General features: G+C 69.0%; 17 protein-coding genes. 10 read left to right on the plus strand and 7 right to left on the minus strand.

The window, feature by feature from the left end; genetic code table 11:
- The first annotated feature begins 3 nt into the window (after nt 1-3).
- Nucleotides 4-1,554 carry a glycosyltransferase family 87 protein gene (locus tag BM150_RS19335; protein ID WP_425427434.1) on the plus strand — a complete coding sequence of 517 codons (1,551 nt, stop codon included), beginning with the start codon at nt 4-6 and terminating at the stop codon, nt 1,552-1,554.
- On the opposite strand, the gene BM150_RS19340 is transcribed toward BM150_RS19335, so the two are convergent.
- Both BM150_RS19340 and BM150_RS19345 read right to left on the minus strand, forming a co-directional pair.
- Complete coding sequence (locus BM150_RS19340) at nt 1,484-2,830, minus strand: hypothetical protein (RefSeq protein ID WP_425427435.1); 1,347 nt, start codon at nt 2,828-2,830, stop codon at nt 1,484-1,486. The genes BM150_RS19335 and BM150_RS19340 overlap by 71 nt on opposite strands.
- A gap of 186 nt (nt 2,831-3,016) precedes the next feature.
- Nucleotides 3,017-3,775 carry a deoxyribonuclease IV gene (locus BM150_RS19345; protein ID WP_092928738.1) on the minus strand — a complete coding sequence of 253 codons (759 nt, stop codon included), beginning with the start codon at nt 3,773-3,775 and terminating at the stop codon, nt 3,017-3,019.
- 555 nt (nt 3,776-4,330) lie between these two features.
- On the opposite strand from BM150_RS19345, the gene BM150_RS19350 reads away from it, so the two are divergent.
- From BM150_RS19350 to dnaB, 6 genes are all read left to right on the plus strand, one after another.
- Nucleotides 4,331-5,335, plus strand: coding sequence for a hypothetical protein (locus tag BM150_RS19350; protein ID WP_175496916.1), 1,005 nt, complete (start codon nt 4,331-4,333; stop codon nt 5,333-5,335).
- 234 nt (nt 5,336-5,569) lie between these two features.
- Complete coding sequence (rpsF, locus tag BM150_RS19355; protein ID WP_092928739.1) at nt 5,570-5,932, plus strand: 30S ribosomal protein S6; 363 nt, start codon at nt 5,570-5,572, stop codon at nt 5,930-5,932.
- A 60-nt stretch (nt 5,933-5,992) separates the two neighbouring features.
- Nucleotides 5,993-6,457, plus strand: a complete 465-nt coding sequence (locus BM150_RS19360; RefSeq protein WP_092928740.1) for a single-stranded DNA-binding protein — start codon at nt 5,993-5,995, stop codon at nt 6,455-6,457.
- Nucleotides 6,458-6,638: 181 nt separating this feature from the next.
- Complete coding sequence (gene rpsR, locus BM150_RS19365; protein WP_092928741.1) at nt 6,639-6,878, plus strand: 30S ribosomal protein S18; 240 nt, start codon at nt 6,639-6,641, stop codon at nt 6,876-6,878.
- Nucleotides 6,879-7,080: 202 nt separating this feature from the next.
- Nucleotides 7,081-7,533, plus strand: a complete 453-nt coding sequence (gene rplI, locus BM150_RS19370) for a 50S ribosomal protein L9 (protein WP_092626635.1) — start codon at nt 7,081-7,083, stop codon at nt 7,531-7,533.
- A gap of 543 nt (nt 7,534-8,076) precedes the next feature.
- Nucleotides 8,077-11,370: a replicative DNA helicase gene (dnaB, locus tag BM150_RS19375; protein WP_092928742.1), complete on the plus strand. Its 3,294-nt coding sequence runs from the start codon at nt 8,077-8,079 to the stop codon at nt 11,368-11,370.
- Nucleotides 11,371-11,398: 28 nt separating this feature from the next.
- On the opposite strand, the gene BM150_RS19380 is transcribed toward dnaB, so the two are convergent.
- A complete protein-coding gene (locus BM150_RS19380) occupies nt 11,399-12,364 on the minus strand; it encodes a helix-turn-helix transcriptional regulator (RefSeq protein ID WP_175496917.1) in 966 nt (321 codons plus the stop codon).
- A 114-nt stretch (nt 12,365-12,478) separates the two neighbouring features.
- On the opposite strand from BM150_RS19380, the gene BM150_RS19385 reads away from it, so the two are divergent.
- Nucleotides 12,479-12,883, plus strand: a complete 405-nt coding sequence (locus BM150_RS19385; RefSeq protein WP_092928743.1) for a VOC family protein — start codon at nt 12,479-12,481, stop codon at nt 12,881-12,883.
- Between the two features lie 9 nt (nt 12,884-12,892).
- Here the strand turns inward: BM150_RS19385 and BM150_RS19390 are convergent, their stop codons facing one another.
- From BM150_RS19390 to BM150_RS19405, 4 genes are all read right to left on the minus strand, one after another.
- The gene (locus BM150_RS19390) at nt 12,893-14,041 is read right to left on the minus strand and encodes an RNA polymerase sigma factor (RefSeq protein ID WP_092928744.1); all 1,149 of its coding nucleotides are present in this window, start codon (nt 14,039-14,041) and stop codon (nt 12,893-12,895) included.
- Nucleotides 14,038-14,445 (minus strand): YciI family protein, encoded by a 408-nt coding sequence (locus tag BM150_RS19395; protein WP_092928853.1) that lies wholly within the window; start codon nt 14,443-14,445, stop codon nt 14,038-14,040. Before BM150_RS19395 ends, BM150_RS19390 begins: the two co-directional genes overlap by 4 nt.
- Before the next feature lie 135 nt (nt 14,446-14,580).
- Nucleotides 14,581-15,069, minus strand: coding sequence for a GNAT family N-acetyltransferase (locus BM150_RS19400; RefSeq protein ID WP_175496918.1), 489 nt, complete (start codon nt 15,067-15,069; stop codon nt 14,581-14,583).
- An 84-nt stretch (nt 15,070-15,153) separates the two neighbouring features.
- On the minus strand, nt 15,154-15,804 hold the full coding sequence (locus BM150_RS19405; RefSeq protein WP_092928745.1) for an HAD-IA family hydrolase: 651 nt from the start codon (nt 15,802-15,804) through the stop codon (nt 15,154-15,156).
- Between the two features lie 152 nt (nt 15,805-15,956).
- Here BM150_RS19405 and BM150_RS19410 point away from each other — a divergent pair, with 152 nt between their 5' ends.
- Nucleotides 15,957-17,180: an MFS transporter gene (locus BM150_RS19410; protein WP_092928746.1), complete on the plus strand. Its 1,224-nt coding sequence runs from the start codon at nt 15,957-15,959 to the stop codon at nt 17,178-17,180.
- Between the two features lie 361 nt (nt 17,181-17,541).
- Complete coding sequence (locus tag BM150_RS19420; protein WP_092928748.1) at nt 17,542-19,650, plus strand: PhoX family protein; 2,109 nt, start codon at nt 17,542-17,544, stop codon at nt 19,648-19,650.
- Nucleotides 19,651-19,708 lie beyond the last annotated feature (58 nt).

Raw genomic sequence — 19,708 nt, forward strand, 5'->3', positions numbered from 1 at the left:
CGGGTGGACAGCGCCTCGCTCGGCGAAACCCAGCGAGTAGCTCCCACCTGGACGGAGCCGCTGGCGATCAGGCTGAGCGGCCTGTTCGGCGGGCGACTCGGCTCTCATGCCCAGGTGGGCAGGCAGTGGTTCTGGACCCCGCTGCGGGTGATCCTGCTGCTGGCGGTACTGCTGCTGGCGGCGAGCTGGCTCCTCAAGGCACCCTGCGCGCAGACCTACGAAACCACCGACGGCCCCCGGCTGGACTGGCGCGACCACCGGCAGTACGTCGCGTTGTGCTACACCGACCTCATCCCGCGCTACGGAGCCGGGGACCTGGCGCCGGACGGGGCGTTCCCCTACCGGACGTCCTGGGTGGACGATCCGGGCACTCCCCGCGAGCAGGTCCGCTACATGGAGTATCCGGTGCTCACGGGGCTGTTCCAGTGGGCCAACGCGGAACTGACCGACGGCTGGATGACGCTGGCATCCCACGGAGTGCTGCCGGCCACGGCGCAGGGTGCGGTCTACTTCGAGATCAGCGCGTTCTGGCTGGCCACGGCCTGGCTGGTGACCGTCTGGGCGCTGTACCGGTTGTGTAGATTCCGGGCGTGGGACGCGGCGCTGGCCGCCACCGCCCCGCTGGTGTTCGTGCACGCCTTCACCAACTTCGACGCGCTGGCGACCGCGCTGGCCACCACCGGACTGCTCGCCTGGGCCCGCGAGCGCGTGACGCTCGCCGGGGTGCTGCTGGGGCTGGGCGCGGCGACCAAGCTCTATCCGCTGCTGTTCATCGGCCCGATCCTGGTGCTGTGCCTGCGTTCCGGGCGCATCCGCGAGGGGCTGCGCGCCCTGCTGGCCATGCTGGGCGCGTGGCTGGCGGTGAACCTGCCGATCATGATCATGTTCCCGCGCGGCTGGTGGGAGTTCTTCCGGCTCAACAGCGCCCGACCGGCGGATCCGGACTCGTTGTACAACGTGGTCATGTACTTCGGCGACTGGGCGGGTTTCGACGGTCCGCTGGGGCCGAACGAGACTCCCTCGGTGCTGAACGCGGTGAGTCTCGTGCTGTTGCTGCTGGGATGCGCGGCGATCGGAGCGCTGGCGCTGTCCGCACCGGTGCGGCCACGGCTGGCGCAGTTGTGCTTCCTGGTGGTGGCGGTGTTCCTGCTGACCAACAAGGTGTGGAGTCCGCAGTACTCGTTGTGGCTGGTGCCGCTGGCCGTGCTCGCCATCCCGCGCTGGCGACTGCTGGTGACGTGGATGCTGATCGACGCGGCGGTCTGGGCACCGCGGATGTACTACTTCCTCGGCACCTCCAACGATGGGCTGCCCGAGGGCTGGTTCCTGGGCGCGGTCGTGATCCGCGACGCGGTGGTGGTGCTGATCTGCGTGCTGATCGTGCGGGAGATCCTGCGTCCGGAACTGGACAAGGTACGCCGTGTTCCCGGTTCCGATCCGCACGGCGGGTTCCTGGACGACGCCCCCGACCGGTTCGTGCTGCCTATTCGGCGAAGGTGGGCCGGGGCTCCCGATCGGCGGCAGCCCGTGGCGGCGAACTTCCGGGAAACCTGAAGCCGGAAGCCCCGAGAAACGCGGCGAACAACCCGACCAGCAGCGCCGCGCGCCCCCACACTCCGATCATCACCGCCTGCGCGGCGAACGACTCGTAGACGGCGAAGGGTTGGTCGGTGTTGATCAGATACATCCAGCGGAAGAACCCGATCCCCATGGCGGCGTCGGCCAGCAGGTAGGCGATCACCCAACCGGTGCGCACCGGCACGAGCACGAGGAACGGCAGCAACCAGAGCGCGAACTGCGGGGAGTGCACCTTGTGCAGCAGCAGGAAGCCGCACAGCATCGCGGCCGATACCGCCACCCACGGGAAGGCCCCGCCACGGGACCAGTGGCGCATACCCAGTGCGCAGGCCAGCGCGAACGACGTGAGAACCAGTACCGGGGAAAGCACCCCCACCAGGGCCTCGAACCGGTCCTCCGCCACCAGCGGTCGCAGGCCCCAGTACCAGACCGAGTTGGTGGTCAGGTCCACCGAGCGCCGCAGCTGGAACCGGAACGAGGCCGCCCACCCCTCGAAACCGATCATCGCGAACGGCAGGTTGACCAGCGCGAAAGTTCCCAGTGCGGTGCCGAGCACCCCGAACGCGCCACCGATGTCGAACCGGCCGCGGTTCACCCCGGAATCACGGGCGTCGGCCGCACCCCGGCCATAGGCGGAATCACGGGCACCGGCAGCGCCGCCGGTGAGCACGTACAGCGCCAGCGGCAGCGCGAACATCGCGGGATAGAGCTTGCAGGCGGCGCCGATCCCCAGCAGCACGGCCGCCAGCAGGGCCGGTCGTCGCAGCCCGGTGGCCCGGTAACGATGGACCGCGTAGATCGCCCCCACCGAGCAGACCACGGCGGCCAGGTCCCAGTTGTGGAAGGAGTAGAGCACCAACGGCGGGCCGAGCGCCCACCACAGCGCCCGCCAGCGACTCAGCCGTCCCAGCCACCAGGCGGTGAGCAGCCCGAACGGGGCGAGCAGCAGCGCGGAGGCGGCCAGGAACCCCGCGTCGGTCCGAACGAACAGCGACCCCAGCCAGACCAGCACCCCGATCAGCACCGGGTACTCGACGACGCTGCCGTACAGCTCCCCCTCGTCGGTGATCCCGCCGGTGGCGTAGGGGAAACCCATCTCGTCGAGCTCGCGCGCGTTCCACAGGTACTGCAGGTCCGAGTAGCAGACGTAGCGGGAGCTGCGTGCCGAGACGTCGGAGCGCGAGACGCCGGACTCGTCGAACTCGGGACCGGTGCAGCGGGCCTTGTTGGCGTACCCCAACAGCATGGTCATTCCGGTCAGCACGCACAGTGCTGCCAGGGCCAGGGCGGAGAGTCCGGTAGTTCGCCGTCTCACCGATCGGTCACGCACGCTCGCTCCCGGACAAGAATCGAGGTCCCGGTCCTCCGGCTGGGGAGACTCGGCCCGACCGGAGTCAATTTCTCGCGAAATCGCCGGGGTCCCCGAGCCGGGGGGGATTCAACCACGGAGGTAGGCGATGTCCTCGGCCTGCCCCTCGGGAGGGGTCTCCACGACGATCGGGGCCTCGGCGGTGGCGCAGACCTCGCGCAGCACTTCGGGGTCGATGGTGCCGGAGCCGACGTTGGCGTGCCGATCGCGCCAGGAACCGAACGGATCTCTCGAGTCGTTGAGATGCACCAGATCGAGGCGCCCGGTGATGGCGCGGACCCGCTCCACGATGCCGACGAGATCCTCACCGGCCGCGTACGCGTGGCAGGTGTCCAGGCAGAATCCCGCGCCGAACTCGCCGACCGCGTCCCAGAGCCGGGCGAGGTCGTCGAATCCGCGCGCCATGGCGTTGGCACCGCCGGCGGTGTTCTCGATCAGCACCGGCACCTCGAAGCCGCCCTCGGCTGCCTGGCGCTCGAAGAGTTTGCGCCAGTTGGCCACCCCCTCGGCCGGATCGTCGTCCTTGGTGACGTGACCGCCGTGCACCACCACTCCTTCGGCCCCGATCCGCGCCGCGGCCGCGGTCTGCGAGAGCACGGACTTGCGGGAGGGGATGCGGATGCGGTTGTTCGGCGAGGCGACGTTGATCACGTAGGGCGAGTGCACGAAAACCCGCAGCTCCGAGTCGCGGAGTTGTTCCTCCTGCGGATGCGGTTGCGGAGTCTTCCAACCCTGCGGATCGGACAGGAAGAACTGCACGACCTCGGCGCCGCGTTCGCTCGCGGCGGTCAGTGGATCGTCGTCACGAACATGGGCACCGATCTGCATGCCCCGACCTTAGTAGGAGCACCTCGGGTCGGTTCGCGTGGCGGTGCGGGTTGCGGAACGTCTCGCACGGCTCTCGCCGCGGGTGCCCCGACATCGAGTAACTACTACGCCACGTCGGGACCGTCCTCGCGAGAGCCGCACGCGAGAACCCGGGGTCGGTCCTGCTGCGTGGATGGTCGGAGTTCGCCCTGCGTCGAAGCGGCGCGGCGATTTCTCGAGAAATTGACGGAGCTGGAGCCACACCCCGTACCGGGGCGTCGATACTGCGGCGTCGATTTCTCGAGAAATTGACGCCGCACGGGAGAACCCCCGGCGGCACCGACCACGTGAGTAGTGGGTCTCAAGCGGGAGAGTGATGGCTCGGGCTACGAAAGGGATCGGGGTGCCGCCTCCGGGAGCGCGCGGCGGAGGTGATTCGAAACGGTTTCACACTATGGCGTTACCGTGACCGTACTCACGCGTTAACCAGGGTGAGGGCTTCGATCTCCGCGAACCGCCCACCCACGAGACGACGGCGGGCGCCCGGAGAGCGCGCACGGAGTGAGGGGTACGTGTATGAGCAGTCAGCGCGATGACCACCCGACCGGGGAATCCACTGTCGACTCCCGGAAACGGGCGCCCGCCGCGTTGCGGCGAGCCGCCGCTGCCACGGCCGCGAGCGCCGTGGTCGCGACGAGCGGGTTCCTGGGCGGCGGTGTGGCCGCCGCGGCGGATCCGGTGGTGATCGGTACCTGCACCGAGGACGTGACGAGCACCGAGTACGGGCAACCGATCGTGGTCTCCCCTCGTGCGCTGGACTCCCGGGTCAAGGACGCTGCCGGACTGACCTTTCCGCTCGATTTCGAGCGGATAGACCGGATCCACCAGCAGTTCCTGCGAACGGCGCCGATCAACATCGGCGAAGTGACAACCGAGGAACAGCACTTCTCCGGTTCCGCGCTGGCCGACGCGCTGGCGAACCGCATCGCCGGTCTCCCCGCCGTCGAAGATCGCGGCGACACGATGAACTTCCACGTGGGCAACCTCGCGGTCACCTGCCTGGGTGGCGTGAACGTGCCGGGCCAGGCGAAGCCGGAACCGACCGAGCCGAGCACCACGCCGGAGAAGCCGAGCACCACCCCACCTGCCGAATCCCCGGATCCGGGCTCGTCCGGTGACGAGCAGCGGAACCCCGACACGCCCGGTTCCGGCAGCGGTGGTGATCCCACGACGGAGCCGACCGACGACCAGCCGCGGCGGCAGGCGGGCGGGCCGGACTCGAACTACTCCCCGGGGTCGGCCGAACAAGTGGCGCCTTCCGAGTACGCTTACGTGCCGGGGTCGCTGCCGCCGTGGTCGGACAGTCGGTTCGGGGAGACCGCTGGCGGACAGCCCGCCACCGGTGACCTGCGAACCGGTGACGGGCACAACCAGCAGGACCGGGTACGCGAAGCGGGAAGCGCGCAGGCGCTGCCGACCGGTTCCGGCGAGCGCGTGGCGTTGCCGGTGCTGCTGGCCGCTGTCTCGCTGGCCGGGGTGACCGCCGCGCTCATCAGGACGTGGGTGCTGCGCCGAGCCTGAGACGTCCCGCTTTTCGATCGTTCGCGCTCGCGGGGGCGGGGAACGTTTCGTGTCGCCGGGCGAAAGCACCACTCGTCACGAGGAACCGGCGCCGGGCAACCGGGTGGTACTCGGGATACCCAGGTCACCGGCCGATTCGCCGGATTGCTACGCTGTGCCGGATCGCCCGGCATAGGCGACCCTCCTGCCGCGGAGAGTCCGCGGCCGTAAGTCCACAGGAGGTGAGTGGTCGTTATGCGTCATTACGAGCTCATGGTCATTCTTGACCCGAGCCTGGACGAGCGGAATGTCGCCTCGTCCCTGGAGAACTACCTCAAGGTCATCCGCAACGACGGTGGCAGCATCGAGAACATCAACGTCTGGGGCCGCAACAGGCTGGCCTACGAGATCGACAAGCGCTCCGAGGGTATCTACGTCGTAGTGGATCTGAACTCCGAGTCGGCTTCGGTCAACGAGCTCGATCGCCAGCTCAACCTGAGCGAGAACGTGCTGCGCACCAAGATGCTGCGCAAGATCGTGCAGCCACGCAAGGAGGCCCGCCTGGCCCGCGCCAGCGCCAGGGCGGCGAGCCGCGGCAAGGCCGAGACCTCTGCCTGATCGCCGTGCCACGAGCTGCACAGCCATCCGACCTCAGCACAGAGACGGAGTCCACAGGCGATGGCCGGTGAAACCGTAACCACAGTGGTCGGCAACCTGACAGCCGATCCGGAACTGCGCTTCACTCCCTCCGGTGCGGCGGTGGCGAACTTCACCGTCGCCTCCACCCCGCGGTTCTACGACCGCCAAGCGGGTGAGTGGAAGGACGGCGAGGCCCTCTTCCTGCGTTGCAACATCTGGCGGCAGGCCGCGGAGAACGTCGCCGAAACGCTCACCCGGGGCATGCGCGTGGTGGTGCAGGGACGGTTGCGCCAACGCTCCTTCGAGACGAAGGAAGGCGAGAAGCGCACCGTGGTCGAGATGGAGGTCGACGAGGTCGGCCCCTCGCTGCGCTATGCCACGGCGAAGGTCAACAAGATCAGCCGCGGCAGTGGCTCCGGTGGCGGCTCCGGTGGAGAGGATCCCTGGAGTTCGGCACCCCCGGCCGGTTCCGGCGGCGGTTTCAGCGACGAGCCACCTTTCTGATCCGGGCGGGACGAGCACGGTCACCCGGTGACCGGGCGAACCGTCCCGCCGTGGCCGCGGCGTTTTCGCGAACGCCCGGGAATCGACCGGCCGTGGCCGGTGCGCCCCGGAGTCGTGCCCGCCGCGCGGCCGAACCAAAAGTCCATTACGGAGTTCTCGCTCGCTTCGAAGGAGCAAGCACATGGCCAAGGCGCCCGTGCGCAAGCCGAAGAAGAAGGTCTGTGCCTTCTGTGACGACCAGAACGCACTGAGTATCGATTACAAGGACACCGGGCTGCTGCGCAAGTACATCTCGGATCGCGGCAAGATCCGGGCACGGCGTGTGACCGGCAACTGCAGTCAGCACCAGCGGGACGTCGCCATCGCGGTCAAGAACGCCCGCGAGATGGCGCTGCTGCCGTACACCTCGACCGCCCGGTAAAACCGGGATTCTCGCCACCGCCCCGCGCTCCCACGTGTGCACGATTCACGACGGAGGCCCGGACCGTCAGGGCGCGAGCTCGCTGCCCGGATTCGGGAACTCTGCCGCACGCTCGGTCACACACCGGGACCGACCGGCTCGTCGGTGCCGGTCGGCGACGGGGCCGGGGTGACCTCGGTTCGGCTTTGAAAGGAGACACGCCGTGAAGATCATTCTGACCTCGGACGTGAGCGGTCTCGGCGCCTCGGGTGACGTTGTCGAGGTACGTGACGGCTACGCCCGTAACTACCTGCTGCCGCAGAACATGGCCATCCTGGCCACCAAGGGTGCGCAGAAGCAGGTCGAGACCATCCGCCGCTCGCAGGAGAACCGCAGGGTCCGCAACCTGGAGCACGCCCGGGAGCTGCAGGAACAGCTGCAGAACATGGGCATGGTGCGGCTTTCCAAGAAGGTTTCCAAGAAGGGCAAGCTGTTCGGTTCGATCACCGAGTCCGACGTGGTCTCGGCCGTGCGCCAGGCGGGTGGCCCCAGCCTGGACAAGCGTTCGGTGGAACTGAAGGGCAACGTCAAGTCGCTGGGCAAGATGGCCGTCGGCGTGCGGTTGCACCCCGACGTCTACGCCTCGATGCACGTCGAGGTCACCCCGGGCGGCTGAATCATTCACCGCGGTTCCGCGCGGTGGTGGCGAACGCCAGGCCGCGCGGAACCGGTTCGGTTCCGTTCCTACACCGTGCTCCCGCACCGGTAGCACACCGGTTGGGGACGGAGTTTCGCATCCGTCACGGAACGGCAAGCTGTCCACAACCCGTCCACAGGGTTTTCGCCGCGAAGTGCGCTGCGAAAACAACTGCCACGACAGAGTTGTCCCCAGTTTGTCCACAACGCGCGTCGTCGGGTGGACACGTGTGTCTCATTCCGCTCGGCCAGTTGTCCCCCGACTTTTCCACAGCCCCTTCGAATCGACTCGGTGCGGAACCGGGTCACGTAAGATGTGGGCACCTTCGAGATCACGGACATGACAGCACGCACTCGCGACACGCCGGGACGCGATCAACCGGGCGCTGTCGATGTCTCCGCGATTATTTGCCGCGACGACTCGTGACCCGGCGACCTCAGCGGGTCGGCACGGTGACGCGTATGTCGGAACTCGGCCCGTGCCTCGGGGCCGGACTCTGCGTCCAGGAGGTGGCAGTAAGCCGTGGCGTTGGCTGACGAGCGCGGAGCGGAACCGCCTCCCGACGAGAACGATGGTGACCACGGAGCGGGCTTCGAACGGCAACCGCCGCAGGACGTGGCCGCCGAGCAGTCGGTGCTCGGCGGGATGATGTTGAGCAAGGACGCCATCGCCAACGTCGTCGAGGTACTCCAGCCACAGGACTTCTACCGTCCCGCACACCACGTGATCTACGAGTGCGTTCTCGATCTGTACGGGCGGGGTGAACCCGCCGACGCGGTCACGGTCTCGGCCGCGCTGGAACGGCGCAACGAGCTCGGCAAGGTCGGCGGTGGCGCCTACATCCACACGCTGCTCCGGACGGTCCCCACCGCGGCCAACGCCAACTACTACGCCGAGATCGTCTCGGAGAAGGCGGTACTGCGCAGGCTGGTCGAGGCGGGTACCAGGATCGTCCAGTACGGCTACAACGGTGCCGAGGGTGCCGCGATCGAGGAGGTCGTGGACCGCGCGCAGGCCGCTGTCTACGACGTGACCGAACGGCGCACCAGCGAGGACTACGTCGCGCTCGAGGAGCTGCTGCAGCCGACGATGGACGAGATCGACGCCATCGCCTCGCGCGGCGGCGAGTCGGAGGGGATCCCGACCGGTTTCGTGGATCTGGACGGCGTGACCAACGGGCTGCACCCGGGGCAGATGATCATCGTCGCGGCGCGCCCCGGTGTGGGCAAGGCGCTGGCGCTGCACACACCGCTGCCCACGCCGGAGGGCTGGACCACCATGGGCGCGGTTTCCGTGGGGGACCCGCTGCTCGGCGCGGACGGCAGACCGGTCCGGGTGACCGCGGCCACCGAGGTGATGCACGGCCGCGACTGCTACGAGATCGAGTTCTCGGACGGCACGCTGGTGGTCGCCGACGAGCAGCACCAGTGGAGCCTGCGGGACGGCACCGTGTGCACCACGGCCGGACTCCGCGACAGACTCGGTAACCGGATGGACGTCGAGCTGCCCGATCACGGGCCGTTCTCGCTGGCACAGCGGGACCTGCCGATCGCGCCCTACCTGCTGGGAGTGTGGCTGGCGGCGGGTGACAAGGCGGGCGAGCTGTCCGGTGTGGCCGAGGACGTACTGGCCAACTTGGAACCGGACGGCCTGGTACGCGTGAACGACGGGGTCGTGCTCGACGAGGAAACCGCCGCCGAGCTGGCCGAGCTGGGAATTTGGCACGAGGCCGAGGTACCCGCCGAATACCTGCGCGGTAGTCAGCAGCAACGGCGCTCGCTGCTGGCGGGGCTCGCGGACGCGGCGGGCAGCGTGGGTGAGGACGGCCGCGTGCTGCTGCGAGTGCGTGAATCCCTTTCGGTGCGGGTTCGCGAGCTCGTCCTCACCCTGGGATACCCGTGCACCGCCACCGTGGACCCGGACTCGGGCGACGAGATCACCACGCTCGTCGTCTTCGACAGCGGCGAGGACCAGATCTTCCGACGCACCGAACTCGACGACCAGCACAAGCGGAAGCGGAGCGGCGAGCGTCGCGCACGGGGAATCAGGGCAGTGCGGCGCACCGCGAGCGTCCCGGTGCGCTGCGTGGAGGTCGACTCGCCCGACCGGCTCTACCTCGCGAGCCGGTCGATGATCCCGACCCACAACTCCACGCTCGGGCTGGACTTCGCCCGCGCCGCCTCGATCAGGAACGGGCTCGGCAGCGTCATCTTCTCGCTGGAGATGGGCCGCACCGAGATCGTGATGCGCATGCTCTCCGCCGAGGCGCGGATCCGGCTCGGCGACATGCGCGGTGGCCGGATGACCGACGAGGACTGGACCCGCCTCGCGCGCCGGATGAGCGAGATCAACGAAGCGCCGCTGTTCATCGACGACTCGCCCAACCTGACGATGATGGAGATCCGTGCGAAGGCGCGGCGCCTGAAGCAGCGCAACGACATCGGCCTGATCGTGGTCGACTACATGCAGCTGATGACCTCGGGCAAGCGGGTCGAGTCCCGACAGCAGGAGGTCTCGGAGTTCTCCCGGAGCCTCAAGCTGCTGGCCAAGGAGTTGGAGATCCCGGTGGTGGCGATCTCGCAGCTCAACCGTGGTCCGGAACAGCGCAACGATCGCAAGCCGCAGCTGTCCGACCTGCGTGAGTCGGGCTGTCTGACCGGGGGGACGCGACTGCTGCGGGCCGACGACGGTTCGGAGATCACCTTCGACGAGCTGATGGCAGGGGAGCAGCGTCCGCTGGTGTGGTCGGTGGACGACCGGCGGCGGATGGTCGCGCGACCGATCACGAACGTGTTCAGCAGCGGCGTCAAGGAGGCGTTCCGCGTCGTGCTGGCGTCCGGTCGCGAGATCGAGGCCACCGCCAACCACCCGATGTTGACCCCCTGGGGCTGGGCCCCGCTCGGCGAGCTGGCCGAGGGAGCCCACGTCGGGGTGCCGGGGCGGATTCCGGAACCGCTCGACGCGGAACCGGTGTCGGAGTCCGAAGTGATCTCGCTGGCACGGTCGGCGCTCGACAGCGGCGACGTGCCGCGCCGGGTGTTCGCACTGCCGCGGGAGCGGCTGGCCGTCTTCCTGCGGCACATCTGGGGGATCACCGGTCCGGAGACACCGGACGCCGACGACGTCCCGGTCGGGCAGGGGGGATGCGTGGTCACCGGCCGCGCGCTGGCCGACGGGCTCCAACTGCTGCTGTCGCGGTTCACGGTCCACTCCCGCCTACGTCGTCCCTCCCCGGAGGCGGAACCGGACCGCTGGGAGGTGCTGCTGGACGGGCTCGACAGTCGGCTGCGCTTCACGCGTGAGAGCGCCGGACCGGGTCTCGCGAGTCGGGTCGTCACGAGTCAGGGGGTAGCGGGCACGGCTCCCGAGCACGCGGTCGCCCGTACCGGCGCGTCCCTCGGTGCGTGCGCGGCCGCAGCAGGAGGCAGCCGGCTCACGGCCGCTCCTGAGGAACGAGCGGCCACCACCCGTGACGAGGTGCCCTTCGACGACGTGCTTTCGGACGAAACGCCCCGGGACGACGTTTTCTGGGACGAGATCGTCGAGATCACCTCGCTCGGTGAGCAGCCGGTCTACGACGCGACGGTGGCCGACACGCACAACTTCGTGGCGAACTCGGTGATCATGCACAACAGCCTGGAGCAGGACGCCGACATGGTGATCCTGATCCACCGGCCCGACGCGTTCGAGCGGGACGACCCCCGGATGGGCGAGGCGGACCTGATCCTCGCCAAGCACCGTGCCGGTCCCACCGAGACGGTGACCGTGGCGCACCAGCTGCACTACAGCCGGTTCGTGGACATGGCCCAGGAGTAGGCGCCCCCGCCGTTCATCGGTCTCCCCGTCACGCGTCGGCATAGTCGGCGAGTCGACCGGCCAGTGCTCGCACCAGGTCGCGAAGCTCCTCGGGTTGTTCGACGACGAACGGCCGATCGAGCGCGGCGAGCAGGGGTGGTATCCATTCGAGCCGTTGTGCCCGTATCCGAGCCCGCAGCCAGGAAGTCCCGGGGTCGATCCGCTCAAGTTTGACTACGGACGGTGGGAGGACGGCGTAGATCTGTTCGGGCGTCGATCGGATCCGTACGGATACCTCGTGCTGGTACGGCGTCTCGGCGATAGTGGTCAGTACTCGCTGGGCAGGGTCGAATCCGACCGGCACTTCGAACGTTCCGGCGCGCATCCCGACGGTCGTGATCCGGTCGACGCGGAACGTGCGCAGCTGCCCGCTGGCGGAGTCGAAGCCGGTGAGGTACCACCGCCCGGAGTGGGCCACGACACCGTACGGATGGACGACGCGTTCACTGGCACCGCCGTGGCCCGCGACGTAGCGGAGATCTACAGGGCGACGATCCCGCGCCGCCTCCGCGACGGTGAGCAGGACCTCGGCTTCCGCCGTGAGCGCCGACCGTGCGGGCGTGGTGAAGTCGGCGATCTCCAGCAGCGCGTCGAGCCTGCGGCCGAGAGCTTCGGGCAGCACTCGGCGGACTTTCGCCACCGCGCTCTCGGCGGCCACGACCGAGGTGCTGAGTAACCCGGCGTGCCTGCCCGCGACCAGACCGAGCAGCACAGCGAGCGCCTCCTCGTCGGTGAGCATCAGCGGAGGCATCCGGTAACCCGGGGAGAGGCGGTATCCGCCGTGCCGCCCGCGCACCGAGCGGACCGGGATGTCCAGGTCGAGAAGGTGGTCGACGTAGCGGCGGACGGTTCGCTCGTCCACGTCGAGTCGCTCGGAGAGCTCAGCGACGGTCCGGGTACCTCCGCGCTGGAGGATCTCCAGCAATGCCAGTACACGGGCGATCGGCCGAGTCACGCACAAGATCCTCCCAATACCGGGCGGATTCTGTCCACTATTGCCTCTAGCGTGTCCGGTGTCCCCGCAGGAGGGCGGGATCAGAACCGTCCTCCAGCACAGGAAGGATCCACCATGCGGCTTGTCTCCGTCCGCGTCATCACCAACGACGTCGCCCGCCTCGTCGAGTTCTACGAACAGGTGACCGGCCTCGAAGCGCGGCGGCCCGCCGAGCAGTTCGCCGAACTCGTGGCCCCGTCGTGCAAGTTGGCCATCGGCAGTGCCGAAACGATGGCGCTGTTCAGCGCCGGAGCGGCCGTACCCGAGTCGAACCGGACCGCGATCCTCGAGTTCCTCGTCGAGGACGTCGACGGGGAGTACGAACGACTGCGGAGTCTGGCTGTCTCCCCCGAGATCGTGCAGCAGCCGACCACGATGCCGTGGGGAAACCGCTCCCTGCTGTTCCGCGACCCCGACGGCAATCTGGTCAACTTGTTCACCCCGCACACCGACGAGGCCCGCGCGAGGCTCGCCCGCTGACCGGCCCGGTCACGAGGTCCGCGCCCGGTGCCGCACGCGTGCCGCTTCACGGGTGAGGTGGTCGCGCTCGGCCGGGTTGGTGGCGGTGCGGGCGGCTTCGGCGTACAGCTCGGCGGCGTGGCCGAGAGCGCCCGCCTTTTCGTGGAGGTGTGCCGCCACGGCGGTGTACCGGGGAAGGGTGGGGTCGATGTCGGCGAGCGCGGCGAGACCGGCCTGCGGCCCGTCGGCTTCGCCGACCGCCACGGCACGATTGAGCCGTACGATCGGGCTGCCGGTGAGGCGCAGCAGTTCGTCGTACCACTCCACGATCTGCGCCCAGTCCGTCTCGGAGGCGGCGCGGGCGTCGGCGTGCAGGGCGGCGATCGCGGCCTGGGCCTGGTACTCGCCGAGCCGGTCGCGGGCCAGCGCGCTCCGCAGGATCGTCACTCCTTCGGCGATCATCTCGGAGTCCCAGCGCGAGCGGTCCTGCTCGGCCAGCGGCACCAGGCGACCGCCGGTTCCGGTGCGAGACGCCCGGCGGGCGTGGTGCAGCAGCATGAGCGCGAGCAATCCGGCCGCTTCGGGCTCCTCGGAGAGGGCGACGAGTTGGCGGGCGAGCCGGATCGCCTCGGCGGCCAGGTCGACATCCCCGCTGTATCCCTCGTTGAACACGAGGTAGAGCACTCGCAGCACGGTCGCCGCATCGCCGGGCACCTCGAATCCGACCCCGGCGATGCGGCGTTTGGCCCGGCTGATCCGCTGGGCCATCGTCGCTTCCGGAACCAGGTACGCCGTCGCGATCTGCCTGGTGGTCAGGCCGCCGACCGCGCGCAGGGTCAGCGCGACGGCCGAGCTCGGGGACAGAGCGGGATGCGCGCACAGGAAGTACAGGCGCAGCGTGTCGTCCGTCGCGGGCACGGAGCCGTCGGCTGGTTCGGCCGCTACCGCCAGTTCACGCCCGCGCCGGGTACTCTCGGCCCGGGCGGAGTCGAGGAACTTGCGCCAGGCGACCGAGATCAGCCACGCTTTCGGGTCGCGTGGCCGCTCCTGCGGCCCGGCTTCGAGTGCCCGGACCAGGGCCTCCTGCACGGCGTCCTCGGCCGAGGCGAAGTCGGCTCCGCGACGGACGAGAACGCCGATCACGGCGGGGACGAGTTCCCGCAGCGGTGTTCCGTTCACTCGGTCACCGTGGGCGGTTCGGTGAGGAACGGCCGCACTTCGAGCCACTCGTGGATCGGCTCGCCGCCGACCCCGGGAGCCGCCGACAGCTCGCCGGCCAGCTCGACCGCGCGATCCCAGGACTCCACGTCGATGACCATCCACCCCGCGATGAGGTCCTTCGTCTCGGCGAACGGACCGTCGGTCACCGGCGGTCGTCCCGCACCGTCGTATCGCACGAAGGTTCCCCCGGGCGTCAGGGCCTGCGAGTCCACGAACTCGCCGTTCTCCTCCAGGCGGGTCGCGAAGTCCTTCATGTACTGGATGTGCGCGTCGACCTCCTCCGGATTCCACTGATCCATCGGTGGGTGGTCCGTAACCGATTCCGGGCCACCTCGGTAGTGCTTGAGCAGCAGATACTTCACGATGAGCTCCTTCTCCGTCGGACGACCGGTTGCTCCGATCGTGCCCCGGGGACGGAGCCGACGCGCCGTTCTCGACACCGTCGCGCGTCGATTTCTCGCGAAATCGTCGCCCAGGGGAACCGAACCGGAGACCCGTTAAAGCGCGCGGTGCATGATGTGGAGCCCGACGAAGCCCTTCTCGGGGTGCTCGAAGGCCTCCGGCACCGTTGCCAGGATCTCGAATCCCAGGGAACGCCACAGCGCCACCGCGCCGGTGTTGGTCTCCACCACCGCGTTGAACTGCATCGCCGAGTAGCCGTCGGCGCGGGCCTGCTCGACCACGTGCTCGCCCAGCGCGCGGCCGTAACCGCGTCCGGCGTGCGCCGGGTCGACCATGAATCCCGCGTTGGCCACGTGCGCGCCCGGCCCGGCGTGGTTGGGATGGGTCTCGGCGGTTCCGACCACGGAGCCCTCGTGGTCGATGGCCACCACGGTCCGCCCCGGCGGCAGTCGCATCCACCCCGCGCGAGCGCTCGGTTCGTTGGTGTCCCGCTCCCAGCAGAAGGTCTCGCCCGCCGAGACTATGTCACGCATGAACCGCCAGATCGCGGGCCAGTCGTCGGCCGTCGCCTCCCTGATACGCACGTCACCAGCATCCACGACCGATCGGCCGGGAAGCAATCGAGGGGACCTCCGATCGAGCGGCACCGCCGGATCCCGAGCGACCTCTCACGCGGACAGCTCGGTGAGCACCCCGGGCAGCTCGTCGATGCGTTCCAGTCGCCGTTCGGCCAGTCGCAACGCGTCCCCGGCGGGCGGGAAGTGCGGATTCGGCACGGCGACCACGGTGGCACCGGAAGCCGCGGCCGAGCGCAGCCCGTTGGAGGAATCCTCCACCGCCACGCAACGGCGCGCGTCCACCCCCAGCTCGTCGGCCGCGCGCAGGTAGACGTCCGGGGCGGGCTTGCCCGCTCCCACCTGCTCGCTGGAGACGGTGCGGCGCACCACGTCCGTGAGTCCACCGGTTTCCAGGAACGCACCGATGATGCGCGGCGGGGCGGAACTGGCGATGGCGACCGGATACCGCTCGGCCACGGTCCGAACCGTCTCGACGGCTCCCGGCAGCGTCGGTGGCTCCGTGGCGTAGTGCTCGGCCATCCGGTCGATGACCGTCTCGGCCGCCTCTTCGGGCGACAGCCGAACCCCCAGTCCGGTGACGAGGTACTCGGCCCATTCCGGAGTGCTCATCCCCATCATGCGTTCACTCGCACCATCGGCCCACCGGCCGCCGTGCCGCTCGGTGACCTCGCGCCGTATGCGGTCCCAGAGGTGCTCGGAATCGACCAGCACACCGTCGAGATCGAACAACACCGCGGCCACGCCATCGCTACCGTCGCACACGCCGTCGATGGTATGGCCCGGACCGAGTTCCCGGCTCGCGCGGTGAGCTTGCTCATGTCGGGTGGGCAGCCCACGAGGAAAAAGTTAGCATTTCTAACGAAATACTTCGTCCACAAGAGGAGCGCGCGTCCATGAGCGGGTCCGAAGCCACCCGATTGCGCGAGGTGTTCAAGGGACAGCCCAAGGCCGTCTGGATCACCGCGTTCGCGGCCGTGATCGCCTTCATGGGAATCGGCCTCGTCGATCCGATCCTGCGTTCCATAGCCGAAGCACTCGACGCGGGCCCGGAGCAGGTGACCCTGCTGTTCTCGTCCTACCTGGGGGTCCAGGTGGTGGCCATGCTGATCACCGGCGCGTTCAGCGCGCGGTTCGGCGCCAAGCGCACAGTGGTCACCGGGCTGGTGCTGATCGTGCTGGCCACCCTGGCCTGCGCGCTGGCCGGTACGGTCGTACAACTGGTGGCGCTGCGGGCGGTCTGGGGCCTGGGCAACGCCCTGTTCATCGCCACGGCGCTCTCGGTGATCGTCGGCGCGGCCAGCGGCGGGCAGCGGGCCGCGATCCTGCTCTACGAGGCCGCGCTCGGCATCGGCCTGTCCACCGGTCCACTGCTCGGCGCGCTGCTCGGGAACATCTCCTGGCGGGGACCGTTCGCCGGAACCGCCGTGCTGATGACCATCGCGCTGATCCTGGCCGTGGGCTTCCTGCCCTCCGACACCGGTAAGCGCGGTGCGCCGGTCAGGGTGCTCGACCCGCTTCGTGCCCTGCGGCACGGCGCGCTGCTGCGCACCTCGGTGGGCTCCGCGCTGTACACCGCGGCCTTCTTCACCGTGCTGGCGTGGTCCCCGTTCGTGCTGGAGTACGGCGCGATCGCCGTGGGGACGGTGTTCTTCGGCTGGGGTGTGTGCGTGGCGTTCGCCGGTGTCACGCTGGCCCCGAAACTCGCCGACAGGTTCGGCGAACTGGGCGGCACGGTACTGGCCGTGCTGCTGTACGCGGTACTGCTGCTGATCATGACCATCGACAGCAAGGCCGTGCTGATCGCGGGCATCGTGGTCAGCGGTCTGGTGTCGGGACTGCTCAACACGCTGTTCACGGGCAGCGCCATGAGCGTCAGCGAGGCTCCCCGCCCGGTGGCCAGCGCGGGGTACAACTTCTGCCGCTGGCTCGGCGGGGCGCTGGCCGCGACGCTGGTCAGTCACATCGCCACCTGGCTGGACTGGCCGAGGGCGCCGTTCGCGGCGGGGGCGGTGGCCTGTCTGATCGCGGCCGGGCTGCTCGCGGTGGGGCTGCGCTCGCGCGGTACCGATCCGCACCGGCTGCCGGAGGAGGCAGCGGTGGTCGGTGAGGAGTTCTGATCACACCCGAGCAGTGGTGACCGGACGGCCCGACAACTCCCTCGGAGTCCACAACGGAGTTCGGCAGCGCATCCGACTCCGTCCTTTCGGCACTCCGGGACTACCGACACTCCGGGACTATCGGCGGATCGGGGGTGTCGTAGCACACACCGAACGGGAACAGCGGCGAAAGTGGAAACGCTCGGTCGTCATCGTGCTGTCCGGCATCCGATCGTGGGATAACGATTTCACCGTTGCGCAGCAGCCGGATTCGACTCACCGTCACGAATTTCCCTGCCGTTCACGTTCAGTCAGCTGAGACATCGCCTGCCGCGCATAGTGTCGGCACGTCCCACTGACAAAAGCTGTGGAAAGGCAGGAAATGTCCGCCAACTCAGCCGAACCACGCGTGCTCTCGCTACCGCTGCTGGACCACCACTCCGCCAGCCGCTCCGCGGTGACCTGCGAATACCGCTGCGGTAACGCCTGCGCGCACGACGCGCCGAACGAATCGGACAACAGCTACTTCGGCGACCTGGTACGACGGGTCGTGAACAGACGAGGCGCGCTGCGCGCCGGCGCGGTGCTGTCCGTGGCGGCGGGGGCGACCGCCACGGCCGTGGGCACGGCAGCGGCGAATCCCGGCCGGGGGAACGGCCGCGGGAACGGTCACGGTCACGGGAACGACTCGGGTGGCGCGGCCGTCGGAACCGACTTCGATCCGGTACCGCCGAACACCCAGGACAGGGTGGTCATACCCGAGGGCTACGAGCAGCAGGTGGTCATCCGGTGGGGAGACCCGGTACTGCACTCGGCCCCCGAATTCGACTTCTGGAACCAGACGCCCGAGGCCCAGCAGGCCCAGTTCGGCTACAACAACGACTTCGCCGGGCTGATTCCGCTGGACCGGGCGGGAATTCACAACCTGCTGGTGGTCAACCACGAGTACACCACCGAAACCCACATGTTCGCCGACTACGACCCGGACAACCCCACCGAGCAGCAGGTGCGGACCGCCTGGGCCGCGCACGGGATGTCCGTCCTGCTGGTCCGGCGCGACCCGGCGCGCGGCGGTCTCAGCCCGCTGCCGAGCTGGTACAGCAGGCGGATCACGCTGCGGACCGAGTTCGAGCTGCGTGGCCCCGCCGCCGGGAGCGAGCTGCTCAAGACCTCCGAGGACCCGAGCGGCACCCGGGTGCTGGGCACCCAGAACAACTGCGCCGGGGGCGTCACCCCGTGGGGGACGGTGCTCTCCGGTGAGGAGAACTTCCACCAGTACTTCGCGCACGCCGATCAGGTGAGCGACCCGGAGACCAGGGAGCGGATGCGCCGCTACGGGCTGGGTACCGGCAGCAGCACCCGCAAGTGGGAGCGCTTCGAGAAGCGCTGGGACGCGAGCAGGGAGCCGAACGAGTCCAACCGGTTCGGCTGGGTGGTCGAAGTGGATCCGCACGACCCGAACTCGACACCGGTGAAGCACACCGCGCTGGGACGCTTCAAGCACGAGGGCGCCACGATCCGCACCACGGACGACGGCCGGGTAGTCGCCTACATGGGTGACGACGAGCGGTTCGACTACATCTACAAGTTCGTCTCCAGCGGCAGGATGAAGAACGGCCGCAGCGCCCACGCCCGCAGGCACAACATGTCGCTGCTGGACCACGGCACCCTGTACGTGGCGCGGTTCTCCGGCGACAGTCCCGCCTCGGAGATCGACGGCAGCGGCGAGCTGCCCTCCGACGGCGAGTTCGACGGCTCCGGTGAGTGGCTGCCGCTGGCCACGGGCGACACCTCGCACGTTCCCGGCTTCACGGCCGAGGAGGTCTACGTGTTCACCCGCCTCGCGGCCGACAAGGTGGGGGCGACCAAGATGGACCGCCCCGAGGACATCGAGCCGAATCCCTCCAACGGGCGGGTCTACTGCGCGCTGACCAACAACTCCAACCGAGGCGCGGCGGGGCACGCACCGGTCGACGAGATCAACCCTCGGATCGGCAACAAGCACGGTCACGTGCTGGAGATCCGCGAGAACCACGACGATCCGACGTCGACCGGCATGTCCTGGGGTCTGCTGCTGGTCTGCGGCAACCCCGAGGACTCGGACACCTACTTCGGCGGTTTCGACAAGGATCAGGTGAGTCCGATCTCCTGCCCCGACAACGTGGCGTTCGACCGGCACGGCAACCTCTGGGTCTCCACGGACGGCAACGAGCTCGGCTCGCACGACGGGCTGTTCGCCGTGCCGGTCACGGGACCGGAGCGGGGTCACGTCAAGCAGTTCCTGACGGTGCCCAACGGCGCCGAGACCTGCGGTCCGATCATCACCGACGACATCGTGACCGTGTGCGTCCAGCACCCGGGCGACAACGGGTCCGGCCCGTCCGACCCCGGTTCGCACTGGCCGGACGGCGGTGACTCCCAGCCCCGTCCGTCGCTGGTCGCCGTGTGGCGCGACCACGGCCACCGCGTGGGCGAGATCGGACGCCGCTGAGCCACCGCGGTGACCACGCCGACGCTTTTCGGCTCGCGCCGCCGCACTCCCCCGGAAG

The sequence above is a fragment of the Actinopolyspora alba genome (genome assembly GCF_900112765.1).
Classification (GTDB): Bacteria; Actinomycetota; Actinomycetes; order Mycobacteriales; family Pseudonocardiaceae; genus Actinopolyspora; species Actinopolyspora alba.

Excerpts from the sequence above, each read along its gene's own strand:
- BM150_RS19360 (WP_092928740.1), top strand. The coding sequence starts at position 5,993 with ATGGCCGGTGAAACCGTAACCACAGTGGTCGGCAACCTGACAGCCGAT.
- BM150_RS19385 (WP_092928743.1), top strand. The coding sequence starts at position 12,479 with ATGCGGCTTGTCTCCGTCCGCGTCATCACCAACGACGTCGCCCGCCTC.
- rpsR (WP_092928741.1), top strand. The coding sequence starts at position 6,639 with ATGGCCAAGGCGCCCGTGCGCAAGCCGAAGAAGAAGGTCTGTGCCTTC.
- rpsF (WP_092928739.1), top strand. The coding sequence starts at position 5,570 with ATGCGTCATTACGAGCTCATGGTCATTCTTGACCCGAGCCTGGACGAG.
- BM150_RS19345 (WP_092928738.1), bottom strand. The coding sequence starts at position 3,775 with ATGCAGATCGGTGCCCATGTTCGTGACGACGATCCACTGACCGCCGCG.
- BM150_RS19350 (WP_175496916.1), top strand. The coding sequence starts at position 4,331 with ATGAGCAGTCAGCGCGATGACCACCCGACCGGGGAATCCACTGTCGAC.
- BM150_RS19340 (WP_425427435.1), bottom strand. The coding sequence starts at position 2,830 with ATGACCATGCTGTTGGGGTACGCCAACAAGGCCCGCTGCACCGGTCCC.
- BM150_RS19410 (WP_092928746.1), top strand. The coding sequence starts at position 15,957 with ATGAGCGGGTCCGAAGCCACCCGATTGCGCGAGGTGTTCAAGGGACAG.
- BM150_RS19420 (WP_092928748.1), top strand. The coding sequence starts at position 17,542 with ATGTCCGCCAACTCAGCCGAACCACGCGTGCTCTCGCTACCGCTGCTG.